Origin of the sequence: Pseudomonas sp. SIMBA_041, from assembly GCF_046535095.1 — a bacterium.
In the GTDB taxonomy this organism is placed as follows: Bacteria; Pseudomonadota; Gammaproteobacteria; order Pseudomonadales; family Pseudomonadaceae; genus Aquipseudomonas; species Aquipseudomonas mucoides.
This window is the reverse complement of sequence record NZ_JAWRXJ010000003.1, coordinates 316,046-329,556: the sequence shown is the minus strand read 5'-3', so window position 1 is coordinate 329,556 and position 13,511 is coordinate 316,046. Positions and strand designations below refer to the sequence as shown.

The 13,511-nt window shown below is 51.7% G+C and carries 9 protein-coding genes; 8 read left to right on the top strand and 1 reads right to left on the bottom strand.

The window, feature by feature from the left end:
* Positions 1-469 precede the first annotated feature (469 nt).
* A complete protein-coding gene (locus SB725_RS08580; protein ID WP_410921571.1) occupies positions 470-1,393 on the bottom strand; it encodes a hypothetical protein in 924 nt (307 codons plus the stop codon).
* A 527-nt stretch (positions 1,394-1,920) separates the two neighbouring features.
* On the opposite strand from SB725_RS08580, the gene SB725_RS08575 reads away from it, so the two are divergent.
* The 8 genes from SB725_RS08575 (at position 1,921) to SB725_RS08540 (ending at position 13,510) form a co-directional block, all read left to right on the top strand.
* The gene (locus SB725_RS08575) at positions 1,921-3,123 is read left to right on the top strand and encodes an ABC-three component system protein (RefSeq protein WP_410921570.1); all 1,203 of its coding nucleotides are present in this window, start codon (positions 1,921-1,923) and stop codon (positions 3,121-3,123) included.
* Positions 3,120-3,608: a three component ABC system middle component gene (locus tag SB725_RS08570; protein ID WP_410921569.1), complete on the top strand. Its 489-nt coding sequence runs from the start codon at positions 3,120-3,122 to the stop codon at positions 3,606-3,608. Before SB725_RS08575 ends, SB725_RS08570 begins: the two co-directional genes overlap by 4 nt.
* Positions 3,605-5,554 (top strand): DUF3732 domain-containing protein, encoded by a 1,950-nt coding sequence (locus SB725_RS08565; RefSeq protein ID WP_410921568.1) that lies wholly within the window; start codon positions 3,605-3,607, stop codon positions 5,552-5,554. The genes SB725_RS08570 and SB725_RS08565 overlap by 4 nt, the downstream gene beginning before the upstream one ends.
* A gap of 303 nt (positions 5,555-5,857) precedes the next feature.
* Complete coding sequence (locus SB725_RS08560; RefSeq protein ID WP_410921567.1) at positions 5,858-8,824, top strand: DEAD/DEAH box helicase; 2,967 nt, start codon at positions 5,858-5,860, stop codon at positions 8,822-8,824.
* Positions 8,825-9,019: 195 nt separating this feature from the next.
* On the top strand, positions 9,020-9,808 hold the full coding sequence (locus SB725_RS08555; RefSeq protein ID WP_410921566.1) for a hypothetical protein: 789 nt from the start codon (positions 9,020-9,022) through the stop codon (positions 9,806-9,808).
* Between the two features lie 297 nt (positions 9,809-10,105).
* Positions 10,106-11,167, top strand: a complete 1,062-nt coding sequence (locus tag SB725_RS08550; protein ID WP_410921565.1) for a hypothetical protein — start codon at positions 10,106-10,108, stop codon at positions 11,165-11,167.
* 148 nt (positions 11,168-11,315) lie between these two features.
* Complete coding sequence (locus tag SB725_RS08545; RefSeq protein ID WP_410921564.1) at positions 11,316-12,473, top strand: caspase family protein; 1,158 nt, start codon at positions 11,316-11,318, stop codon at positions 12,471-12,473.
* Positions 12,470-13,510 (top strand): hypothetical protein, encoded by a 1,041-nt coding sequence (locus SB725_RS08540; protein WP_410921563.1) that lies wholly within the window; start codon positions 12,470-12,472, stop codon positions 13,508-13,510. Before SB725_RS08545 ends, SB725_RS08540 begins: the two co-directional genes overlap by 4 nt.
* Position 13,511 lies beyond the last annotated feature (1 nt).

Genomic DNA, 13,511 nt, shown 5'->3' with positions numbered 1-13,511 from the left:
AGCATACGTTCCGAAGTCAAAGAGCACGGCCCGTCACTACCGTTACAAGGTCGAAGAGGGAGCGGTTTACACCAGCTCATGTGACCCTGGACTGGAGGTCGAGCAAGGTAGCATCAGCAGAATCGTAATCTCGCTAAGCGCCTGAATTTATTCTCTTTGGCTCACTTGTAACATTTACGTGTGTGCGGCTAGCTACCTGTCTGGGCTTCAACGACCGGTTCGCTGATGCTCGGACTTGGAACTGTGGCTTCTAGGAGCCCCAGACCCATATTGAACGCGGGAAGCGGTGGCCCCGGGTTGTAGGTATTCTTGGACGAGCTAGGTTTGAACGGATTGGGGTGAAAGCTTCGTTGGCGAAAGGAAATCCTGGCGATAAGGGTGATCGCGACCGCGTAAAAAAACGCAGACACCATCGTTCTTAATGCCTACTAACGTGCCCTTGTAGCCTTCCATACCGAGCGAGCTTACCCTATAGGCATCCCGGCCAGGTCGGTGCAGGCTTGGTACCGCCGAGCCATTCGCCAGCAAGATCCTCGGGGCTGAAAAACCAGCCAGTCTGAAAACTGTCGATATCAGCGAGCCCGCCCAAGAAAGCCTTGTCCCTTGTCACCACCAACGCGGGGAGTATCAGGAAGCGATAAAGATCTGCGTCGATTCCGTCGTTCCGTTTTTTTCGCGCCAGTGGATCGTAAGGGCACTCCGGCTTCAGGGAGCGCACGATCTGCCTCCAGAGATAGCGATTCTGAAGATGATTCCGTACGGACATCGGTGGTGTAATCAAGTCCTGAGATACCTGCACCCTCTCCATCGCTTGAAGCACTATTTGAGTTTTTGAGTTCAAGTCAAATGGCTCTGGCTCGACTGCTTCTGCTGTCGTCGATAGAGCAGTCTCCCGGGCGATCATGCCTGCAATTTGCGTCCGCCAACGGATGAAGTTGTCAATCCAATCATCACGCTCTTTCTGGAGAATCGCTTCAGGTGAGCCTTGGGCATCCACGGCGTCCACTCGACGCCTGAGCTCCCCCCACGCTGCCTGGGAAAGGGCTTGGCATTCACTCTCATCCAAGTCCAGACGTTCAAGCTGCAACATTCCTCGCAGATCACGCTTCCCTAGCAGCACCGGTAGGTTTGGAGCTAGAAAGAGTGCCAGACGCTGAATGATCTTGAGTAGCTGATCACCCGAAATCGCGTCTTTCCCACGCTGGTTGAGCAACTCTGCAAACGTCCCGTCGGCCAGTGAAAAGCTATACCCGTGCTGGGACATCTCAGCGAAAATGTTTACCCATGCTGGTATCTCATCAACATAGGCTAGTTCTCGAGCAGGCGCGGTGTCCAGAACGACCACAATCTTGTCGTCCGGCACCAAAAGCCGTTGGTTTAACGCTTGATCCATTCACATGCCCATTAGGTAGTCCGGGCGGCGGTTGCTAAAACGCCAGCCCTGAAGAGATCTTAACTTGGGAACTGATCTTCGGAGCCATCATCCGACTGTAGTGGTCAACACAAGTTTGGCAGACGCTTACGACTCGTCGAACGTTTGCCTGCTGCTCAACACTCATTATTGGGACAAAGCTTCGGCTCCCGTCGAACGTGCAGGAGCCGGATTGCCATTGCAGCGTCTTGAAAATTGCAGACACCTAGCTGCGGCTTACGAGCAGCTTTTGCCAAAAGTGGGTGCTTAAGATCAGTGATCCTGCTCAAGGTACGGCGCCGACGCTGAGAGGTATAGGTGCTGAAAAAACGCCCTGGAAATATTTAGGCGCTCGTGCCCATCCCAATGCCGATGATATCATCTTGATACCGTTTCTTGCGCCCTGCCTCTGCACTCATCCAAGAGGGCCTCCAAACACCGTATCGTGCTGCAATTCGTGCGGGCGTTGCGCAAAAAAACCAAGCTAGCGTGTACATCGGAGGTATGCAATGGATCGCTTTTCCGCGAGCGAGCAGGGACTTGGCTATATTTACCAGCCTAGATTTGCCCTGTTGAAAATGCTGGAAATGCCCGAAAGCACATCCGTGCTGATCGAAAAAGAAGATGATTTGGACTTCATTGACGCAAGCGGTGTTAAGACTCTCGCGTCGTTGAAACACAAGGCCGTAGGGGATCGAATCACCAACCTTTCGGTCGACTTCTGGAAGTCGGTGAACATCTGGATCCATAGGTACGATGCCCAGGATAGGAGCCAGTCTGATCTGAGGTTCTTTCTATTTAGCACGGCCACGGTCGCATCCGACTCATTTTTACGCCACTTCTTGCCGGACGCCTCGCGCGCTGAGCTAGGGCCCAAGCTTTGGGTCACGGCGGTCGATACGCTGGAAACCAGTAATTCCAAGCTTCTGCTCCCTATCCAGGCAGCCTTGCGCACTTTCTCCGACCTAGAGAAAGAGGACTTCTTTGCGAGGATTACCATCTTTGATGAAAGCCCTCGTATCGTCGATATCCCTGCGATTATCAAAGGTAAAATGAGAACCGTCCGCCGCGAGATAAGGGACGCTGTTTACGAGCGACTTGAGGGGTGGTGGAACGATTTGATCGTGCGGCTGCTATCGGGCCAGCAGGATGCTCCAATCTACAACCACGAGATCTCCGACAAGCTTTCTTCGTTTTGCGAAGAGTACGCCTCGGACAACCTGCCGATCACGTTCAGAAATGTATCCCCCGCTGAAGAGATCGATGTGGAGTCTGATTCCAGAGTGTTCGTTCAGCAGCTACGAGCGCTTGGCATCAGTTCTACCCGCATCCGTAATGCGATCTTGGACTACTATCGCGCGTTCGAACAGCGATCCGCATGGGCCCGTGAGAATCTTCTCGTATCCCAGGAAATCGAACTTTACGAGGATCGCCTAGTTGACGAATGGGAGCGGTACCGCGAGGTAGTTTTCGAGGACTTGAACGAGCACAGCGCTGAGTCAATTCTGACTGATGCCGGTAAGACCCTGTACAAATGGGCTGAACTGGGAAGCGGCAACATGGCCTCGTTGCAGATCCGAGCTCGCGTTACCGAGCCATATGTTCTGCGCGGAGGTTTTCATATCCTGGCCAACCATCGCCCTACCCCTAGGGTCTATTGGCATCCGTCTTTCCTCGCCGGGGTTCAGCGAATCGTGGGAGTTAACCCATGAAGCGCTGGGACTTGAGGCCATTTGAAACCAAAAATCTCTTCAATCCTGCTTTTTGCGCTCTGCTGCTGATGCGCTCGCTTGAGGCGTTTGAGCTCGAAGACGCAAGGGGCATTCCCTTCTCGTTATCCCTATTGATACTACCGTTATCACTTCACAAGGGTAGCCGGGACGTCCTCGCCCCTAGCAGTCGAAGCTACCTACTCAAGACCATCGAGGATAATCCCCAGCTTCTCATTGCGTTTGCGGAGCGGGTAACCGAGATGATCCCGTATACATTTGAAGCGTTCGGGCTGGCCATGCAAATGGGCTGCTTTCAGGTCACGCCAGAAGGTCGACTAATCGGTACGCCCAAGACGACCAAGAAAGCGATTACAGGAACTGAGGAGTCGATCAGTTGCCAGCGAGCGGCCCGCCTTCTGGGCCGCGAATTTGCGCGCATTGGCGACAGAGTAACGATATATACAGCATTCGGAATCAGACCATGAAGATCAGCTCCATCCATGTGTATAGCCACGACGGTCAGCGTCGAGATCTCAAATTCAAGGTCGACGGACTGAACGTAATTACGGGTAGATCCTCAACCGGTAAATCCGCGCTTTCGGACATCATCGAATACTGCATGGGGCGATCCACGTTCAACGTCCCGGAAGGGATCATCCGTGACAAGGTGTCTTGGTTTGCAGTTATCTACCAGCTACCTGGCGTCCAGGTGATGATTGCGAAGCCCACGCCGCCGACGGGGGGTGTGAGCTGTAGCACCGCGATGGTGAGATATGGTGACCAGGTGGTTGCACTGCCCTTCGGCGAGCTAGCGGTTAATGCGGATGACGATACCGTCACGTCCCTGCTCTCACGCTTGATCGGGATTCCGGAAAACCGTACTGACGTTGACGCTGAGCATAGCCGTGTGAGCTTTGATGCGAACATCAAGCACACGTACTACTACATGTTCCAGAAGCAGGGTTTGGTCGCAAACAAAGACCAGCTGTTTTACCGACAGAACGAGCAATTTCAGCCACAGGCCATTCGAGATACGCTTCCAATCCTGCTGGGCGTGTCGACAAATGAACGGTTTGAGCACGAAGCAAAGCTACGAATTGCGAAGCGAGACTTGAGGCTTCAGGCAAAAGTGCTCTCGGAAGCACAGCAGACGCTCGACACCTTTCAACTCAAAGCCATCTCGCTGTACTCAGAGGCCAAGGCTGTTGGCATCATCAGCTCCAACGCTACGCCTAGCGGCGAGAATGGATTGATTATGGCGCTGCGCGAGGCGGTTCAATGGGTACCCCAAAAACGTGTAGTTGACGACGGGGACAGGGTCACAAAATTAGAAGCTGAGCTAGCTAATCTGCGTAAGACGCGGCGAGAGATCAAGGGCCGGATCGATGCCGGTAAGCAGTTTGAGAGGCGAGCCAGCGGCTTTTCGAATGAGGCTAGCCAACATATTGATCGCTTGGGCTCGATCAAATCCCTTCCCAAGAACGTCGCTACAGGCGAATGGCAGTGGCCGTTCTGTGAAAGCAACCTGGCCATGGATACTCCCATTGCCGCATCGCTCCTGCAGGAACTAGCCACGCTAGAGGAGGAAATGACGGTAGTAGTCGGGCAGAGGCCGAAGTTGCAGGCCTACTTGACTACGGAGGAAGAAAACCATCAAAAAATCTCCGATCAGATCTCCGAGAAAGATGCCGAATTGAGTGCTGCAATCGCCGCAAGTACAGCGCTCGCCTCAGCAGAAGCTCGCACCACCGCTGCCTCCGTTGTTGTCGGCAGAATCAGCTGGTTTCTGGAGCAACTAATCCCCGATGCTGACCTGAGCAACCTTCGAGCCGAGTATCAACGTCGGGAGCTGCGGGTCAAGGATCTGGAGAATGCGATTGGCTTGGATGACAGCGATGATCGTCTGATATCGATCCTGAACAACATTTCTGCGCAAATGTCGCGATACATCACACGCTTTGGGGCAGAGTTCAGTGATTACCCTGCGCGGCTCGATCTGAAGCAACTGACAGTGGTGTTCGACAAAACCGAACGCCCGGTACCAATGGCCAGAACTGGCGGCGGGGAAAACCATCTTGCCTACCATCTCAGTGCGCTACTTGCGCTTCACTGGTTCGCGGCCAAGAGCAATCGTCCTCTTCCTCGTTTCCTGATGATCGACCAGCCAACGCAGGTCTATTTCCCTTCCGAAAAGGTTTATCAGGAGGCCGATGGCTCGGTGCAAAAAACTGAGGCAGACGCTGACATGGTGGCGGTACGGAAACTGTTCGAGCTGCTTCTGAAATTCACCCAGGATGAGGTTCCTGGCTTTCAGATTATCGTCACTGAGCACGCCAACCTCCGAGACCAATGGTTTCAGGATGCACTGGTAGAGGATCCATGGTCTAAACCTCCAGCGCTGGTGCCAGAGGAGTGGCCTGTAAAAGGATAATCGCTGCTGACTGATGCGCATGTCCTACCTGTGGCATGCGCGCAATTCTCGAATGGAATCCCTATGCGCGGACGGATTGGTCAAATGTCGGGCATCACATCAAACCTCAGCGGCAGCCAAAACGAGCACTGGTCGCCCCTCTTTTCTTGCGCATCTCGTGGCTCAGTATCGACGAAAACTAGCGGCACTGAGGAGGTTGATTTGGGGAATGCATACGGCATCTAATGGCGCGTTGCTCTTTCGACTCTTGTTTAAAGTGCACCGCAGATTACGATTAGCGCTAAATTTCCAAGGAAGGACAGCATGGCTGGATTTTTTGTTGAACAGGCTGGAACCCTTAAACTTTTTCAGCAATCGGACAGCCCAAACAGCGGCTTCAGACCAGGTCAGCTAGGCGCAATGCATGCGACCCTGGCTCACTTCTCGGTTCAAGATGATCCAGCAATCATCTGTTTGCCTACCGGTTATGGAAAGACATCGCTCATGATGTCGCTACCACTTCTGCTCGGAACAGGCCGCGTTCTGATAGTCGAGCCATCAAGTGCGCTGCGCAAACAGGTGCATTCGCATTTTTCCGCCCTTTCGACACTCCGGCGCATCGGTGCACTACCTGAAGATGGGCCCCTCCCCTCAGTTCATCTTCATTCGGGTCGCCCCTTGACGCCGGAGAACTGGGAGCTGCTGCGGGACTACGACGTGGTGGTGTCGACCCCAGGCAGCTCGTCCCCAATGGTTGCCCCAGGAGCAGCATCTGACCTGTTTGACTTGGTGATCTTCGATGAGGCACATCACGCCCCCGCAGATTCCTGGGCGGCCTATTTGGAGCACTACGCCAATGCTCAATTCATCTTCCTTACGGCTACACCGTTCAGGCGCGATAATCGCGTAATTCCAGGAAAATTGGTGTACCGATACCCCGTGATGAGAGCTGTCTCTGAAGGCGCGTTTGACCCGATCACTTTTCGGCAGGCTGTGATTGAAAACGAACTTGATGACGACCACGTCGATCGCGTGATTGCGCAGACTGCCGTTGCACAGTTGGAAGAAGATCTAGCCAACGGCTTCGACCACCGGCTCTTTGTTCGAGCCGCGACAATTTCATCGGCGCAAGCGCTCGTGCCAGTCTATGAGCAGTTGGGTGTACCCGTGGCCGCCATTAGCAGCAGACTAACCAAGCGTCAGCAGGATGCGATCGAAGAGAAGCTTGTCTCGGGCGAGCTCAAGGCAATCATTTGCGTCGACATGTTCGGCGAAGGTTACGACTTCCCAAAGCTCAAGGTCGCTGCGCTGCACGCGCCTCACAAGTCCTTGGTGCCCACCATCCAGTTTATCGGCAGGTTTGCAAGGATTGATTACACGACCGGACGCCCTACATTGATAGCGCCGGCGTTCCGGGTTCGCGAAGCGACGGCGACTCTGCTCAAAGAAGGTGTCGACCTAGCTCAAATGATTGATGAGGCTGCTCTCGCTCAGATCCAGGGGGCGGTCGAGGCTCAAGAATTCATCGAGAGCTTACCGGTACGCCGGATCACCGAATCAGATTACGAGTCAGTGTCCGCTCTTTCCTTCAACCTCTATGCGCACGTCCGCGTCTTCCACTGCAGCCGCCAACCGGACTTCGGGCTTCTTGGCGAGAGGGTGGGTTGGCTTCTTCGAATCGTTAAACAGTGGGGAACGCCAGACGGCACGATCTCCCTCGTACTGACGGCGGATGAAGCGCCTCCGAATTGGGCCACTTCGAATACGCTGACTGACGTGAGGCACGAAGCCTTCCTACTCATGTATTTCCCTGAGTCAAACTACTGTTATATCGGATCAACGCTCAGAACAGAAAAGCTGTACCTGACGATCATGGAGATTGTTTGCCGAGCAGCTAGCCGCGGACTGAGCTACGAGGAGACCAGTCGTGCGCGAGCGGGACTGGAAGGCATGAAGTTCTTTGCTGTTGGCCTGCAGAACACCACGTTCAATTCACAGGTCGAAACCTACAGAACCCTGACCGGCCCGCAAGCAGAGCGCGCCGTGACAGCAGGTGATAGCCGTGCTTACGCCCAAGGTCACTACTTCGGGAGCGGCATGAACGGGCTGATTCGCGAAACCATCGGTGCAAGCAGCAGTTCAAGAATCTGGAGCAACCAGCGTCTTTCAGTCCCCGACTTCGTCGCTTGGGTTCAGACGCTAAACGGGCGCATCGCGGGCGATGCTCAATTTAGCGCTTCTCACCTGGACTTAGTTCGCACCACTACAACCCTTCGAGAGTTGCCGGACGCGCTGATTGCCGCAAACTGGCCACGGCAAGGCCTCAAGGGCAATCCACGAATCCAGTTCCGACCTTCACCGGAGCAACGCCCCCTACTCTCCAGGCTCGTGGAATGGGATATCCAAGATTTTGACTGCAATCCTCAGGCTGGGCAGCTGGATTTCTCCATCGTGCACACCGAGGGACAGATCCGGATGCGGTTCAGCCTCGAAGGTGGCCAACTCATCAATTGCCTGGATCCTGAAGCATCAATCTTGGTTGAGTCCAGTTATGACGCATGGATGCCGTTGGCCGAATGGCTAAGCGAGCACCCTCCCATCTTTTATGCCTCCGACAAGTCTTCCTTTGAGGGGATGAACAAGATCGCCGCCCCTCTGCTTCGAACACTTGCCCTCGCCCCGGGAGATGCCGAGTCGATCGATTGGACAGGATGCGCGATTGAGGTCGAATTCCTGCCCAACAATCAGGAACCTCGAACCCTGGAGCGCCGCGCGCAGCTGGAAGGCAATGCAACGGTACAGGAGCATCTGGAGCAATACCTCCTGACGCTGCCTGATCTGCAGTGCCTGTACTACGACCATCGATCAGGTGAAGCTGCCGATTACATCTGTGTCACGGCCGATGAGGCCCAGGACGTAAATGTAACCCTTTACCACTGCAAAGGTGCAGGAGGGCCGGCCAATGGCGGGCGTGTCGGTGATGTGTATGAGGTCGCCGGACAACTGGTGAAGTCCGCTTATTACTGCGAGGTCTCGACATTGGTGCATCACATGGAAGATCGCATGCACCGGCGACACACATCGCCCTCTTATTTTGTCAGAGGAGATAAGGAGGAAACCTTCCAGCTTTTAGAGTCGACACCTGCAACGAAGCTCACTTTTACAGTTGTCGGCGTCCAGCCCGGAATACGTCGCACCATGGTGGACGAGCGCCTCAGTGACTTGATGGCCTTCTGCATCGGTTACGCACGCCAAGGTGCGGCCAAGGCTTATTGGCTGGTGAGTGAATAGCGGCGAAGAGATCCTTGAGATAGAGGCGCCCGGAAAGCGCACCGTCCCAAACCAAACTAGCATTTTGTGGCTACCCCGCTTCTTCAAGTTAACTGCGAATCGGCTCGCTTTCCTGCCGGTCTGACGTCCTGCAGCTACAGTTGATCACGGCCTTTCTATGGCCACTTACCAACCTAGTCAAAGGGGAGCTCAAGCATGGCACAACGCGATAACGTCGAACCGAAGCAAAACGGCATCGTGCTTTTCCAAATGTGGGAGCCTTTTCGGGAAAGCTTGATCGAAGAGCACCGGTTCTATCTCGACCAAGGAAAGAAAAAACTGCTCTCGCAGTTCAACGAAATGGATAAGGAGGCTGATGAAGCTGCAGAGCGATGGCTGGAAAGCCGGGGGCTGTATTTCAATCCCGATCGGGACGACCCGGCGGCCGACTTCGAAAATGCCTATCACGAAGGCATCGAATACTATCGCCTGTTGAGCGAGATGCGGGACCAGACCCGTCTCAGCCTCGTAGCGGGCATGTTCCATGTGTGGGACAAGCAACTGCGTAGCTGGCTCGTCAAGGAGATCCACCATTGGCATGATGGTGATGTAACTTTGAAGAAAGTCTGGTCCGCGAATTTTGATGAGATTGCAGGCCTCCTCGATGCGACAGGTCTTGCCAGCAAAGATACCGCTTATATGGAGCGGCTTAGCGCCTACCGCTACGTTGTGAATGTTTACAAGCATGGCGACGGCCCAGCCTTTGAAAAGCTCAAGGCCAAACACCCAGAATTTCTGCGCACATCTCTAAGCGATGAGATTCCGTCCGAGCTGCTTTGGGTAGACTTCACATCCTTGACCATCAGCGAAGCGCAACTTGATGAGCTCTCGCTGGCCATCACCGAATTCTGGAAACGTATGCCGCTTGAAGTGTGTTTCAGCCAAGTGGATACAGTGCCTGAGTGGTTCGAAAAGGCGAGAGCTAAGGATTTCGCTAATCAGTAGCCAGAGTGGCAGGCCAGGCATCTCCAACCACTAAAGCATGGGCCCTGATCTGAGCGAGGGCGTTATGCCATCATTGGACGAACGAGTACCCTCACCTAGCCAGTCATGCAGTCGGCCTAACACTACAAATACGAGTATGAGAGATGTAGGGATATGTCAATTCCAAAAATAACAAAACTACTGATCAAGAATTTTGGATGTATTGGGCCAGAGGGTAGGCGGTGGTAATGCAGTAAGCGTCAATCGACCTTCATCTATCTTAAATATCCTAAAAAACACTCTACTAAGGAGCAAATGATGACATATATAAGAACCATTGATCCTGTCAACTGGGAGCAATTCATTGCTCGCCGAAATGCTGGTGCGAAGTTTATACTTGATTTTGAAATTGACGCCGGCTTCAGCTTCGCCGCTGCAGTTGCCCAAAGAAAAATGAAAAAAGGTGCTGGCTCAGTAACCCTTGATCACACCCTCGAAGTTCCTGAGGTGGTACTTGATGTCGACTATTATTTGAAAGATGAAGGTGTGCACTTAAAGACAGTAAGCATTATAAGTCTACTCAGCCCCACCTATGAAATTACAGATAAATACGAAATCTCAGCACTGTTCTCCCTGAAAAAAATAGACTACGGGGAGATTGAGAAATATATAGCCAGCGCATTAGATAGTAATCCAAGTATACCGCGACAGACGCACTTGAGCGTGTATTTCTCAAGTTTTTTTGGAGGAATAGCAACATCCCTGAAAGATAAGATTATTGCCCACATCGAACTTTCAGGATTTTTTGCAAAGCACACACCAGCCTCACTTAATCTATACCTTACAGCTGACGAGGGGGATTTCCGAATTCTTCAGCAAGGCGGCGGACACGACTCTGCTGGTCATCATCCCTTCCACCCCTACCTAATCAAAAAAAAGAATGTAATAGAGCACCATGAATGGTTTTCGGCAGTCCCCCAAAATATCAGAAAACATTACCAAAAAGGTGTGCATTATCAGTTTCTTGGATTTTATGATGAGAGCTTTCTTTGTTACTACAAGTTGATCGAAACTGCATTCAAAACAACTAAATTTCTTGACAAGGTGACGACTGTATTGTTTGGGTCCGACAGCAAAAAGCTAAGAGAGACGCTAAACAGCTCTAACCAGAGGATGATGATGCTATTTATCTATCAGGCGCTAATAAAAACAAGTCAGGTAATACCGGAAGAAAACAAAAGCAAAATCATGGAAGCCATGCTTGATTCCAGTAAGTTACGGAATGACGTAGCACACAGCTCGGATCAGGCAGAAAGAAGTAAAGCCCTATTAGCATTTATTATTTGGCTATCAAACCTGATGCTGAATAGCGTAAGATAGATAGAGTAGCTGAGAATTAGACCTCTCAAAGAAAAATTTAACAACCTATTAGCTACAGGGAACCATGATGCAGTAAAATTCCATGGTTCAAGGCATACAGAGCGTTTAGGGTTGATACCCGGGCCCCAATCAAGGAGTGGGTTACCGCATGACAGCAGTTATAGATGATAGCTCGGGCTCCCCCGGAACCCATGCACTGATCATCGGTGTAAGCGCGTATGACTATCTTTTAGGTAACAGTAAAGGCAGATTCAGTAAGCAAGGCTCAGCTTCTGGCTTCGGACAGCTAACTGCGGCCGCAAGATCTGCTGCGCGATTTGCGACCTGGTTGATGAATGATTATCGGCGCAAGGGATTTCCCCTCCGGAGCTTGCGGGTACTTTTATCGCCAGCGACCGAAGACGAAGTAAGTGAAAACCTGAAGGATATGCTTGAAAAGGATTCAATCCCAACAAGAGATAATGTCGCAACCGCTTTCAGAGAATTCAAAAAGGCTGCGGCAAGAAACCCTAACAATATCGCGATTGTTTATGTAGCGGGTCATGGTGTTCAATTCACCAACACAGGAGCTGTACTGCTATTGAGCGATTTCGCCCACCCAGATCATGAGGAAGAGAGATACAGGGGGGCGGTAGATATGAGAGCTATGCATGAAAGCATGACTTATACAAACGGTGCGCGGAGTCAGTTTTGGTTTGTGGACATATGCCGACAACGAGCTCCAGACGCCCAAGATTTCGAAGAGTTAGCTGGCGTATTAAAATTCAACAAAGATATTTATGGTGCGGCCGCCTGTTCTCCTCTATTTTTATCGGCATCAACTGGAGAGCAAGCATTTGCAAAACCTGGAGAGCTGACACTTTTCTGCGAGGCATTGATGTTGGCTCTTGTTGAAGGTCATGCTGCTTCCTCTGACGGGGAGCGCAGTTCGCCTTGGCTGGTGTCTACTAGCGGATTACAGATGTATCTCCGGAAAACTGTCGACTTGCTGGCTGACAATGGGGATGAAAAACAATTAATCGAATGCACCGGAATTTTTAATGATGAGGTTTTTCATGAGTGCGAAAATACCCCGAAAGTTGATCTAACCATTCAAATAAAAGATGGCATGATTGGGGGGCACTACAGCGCAAAGCTGTCTCATCTAGACAGAGTTTTGTATGACGATCATACAACTTGGCCGCTCTGCGCAAGAATACCAGCCGGCCTCTACAAGATTGAGGTTATAACCCTTACGACTAAAGAGAAAGATTCAGATAATCTCAAGCTTGCACCACCAAGCCGGCTGAAGGAGCTTCCACTATGAACGAGACCATCCCCGAAAAAGTAAATCTCAAGATTAAAGTGAAGTCTAAGTTTAACTACGGCGGGCGTGGAACTGCGATCGATATCCGAGATAGCGAGCTGATACTTGTTGAAAAAGGCACTACAGAGAGAGAGTTCCATCTACCGCCGGGACTTTATGAAGTTAGCGCATTTCTTGGAGATGGAAAGAGAGCATCGCAGATTGTTGAAGTACTCTCATCAAATGAAACCGAGCTGAAATTTGAGCCAGACCTCGATTATCAGCCCGCCCCCCCAGAAGAAGACAGTCAATTCAAAACAATTGACAACCTAGAGCAAATTGATATATCTGGGGCAAGACTGCTTGACACTGAGGCCGACTTTACCGTGTATCCGGCCGAAAACTATTGGATAGTGCAACACCGAGATGCAATGCGTAAAGTATCGGTTATAACATTCGAAAAAAATGGGTCACGTATTCAAGCGAGCCTCCCTATTAGCGAAGGCCACCACTACTCCGTTACTTGTCACGTGAAACTAAGTATCGATTCGCAACACGCCCCTGTACAGATAAACATCTCACAGTCTAGATCCATAGCTTTCGGGTTAGAAAGCATGCTCAGAAGTGGGCAAATTATGAAAGCTGGCGAGGTAGCCAGTAATGCGCTTCAAGCTTTGATCGAGAAATACACGGACCCTACGGGCGCCTTACTCGCAGCACTGATTCTTTACAAAACAGGTCAGCTTGATGAATGGAACAAGAGGTATTTAATTAACTTGACAAAGCACCATGGCTGGCTGCCAGACTGCAAAATAATATTGGCACTATACCTTGCCAGCACTAAACACTCAGAAGATGCATTGAACCTGGCTTGTGAAGCTAGCAAACAGCGCATACTTTTGACTGAGAATTTCTCGTTACTGTTAGACCTGCTCCGCTACTGGCCGGACGCTACTCACAATGAACAAAGAAATGAAGCCCTCAAACGTTTAGCGAAAATCGCACCGTCCGTCAGTTGGAATTCGATGTATCTTACTACCACAGCACCTGGAGGCTAAG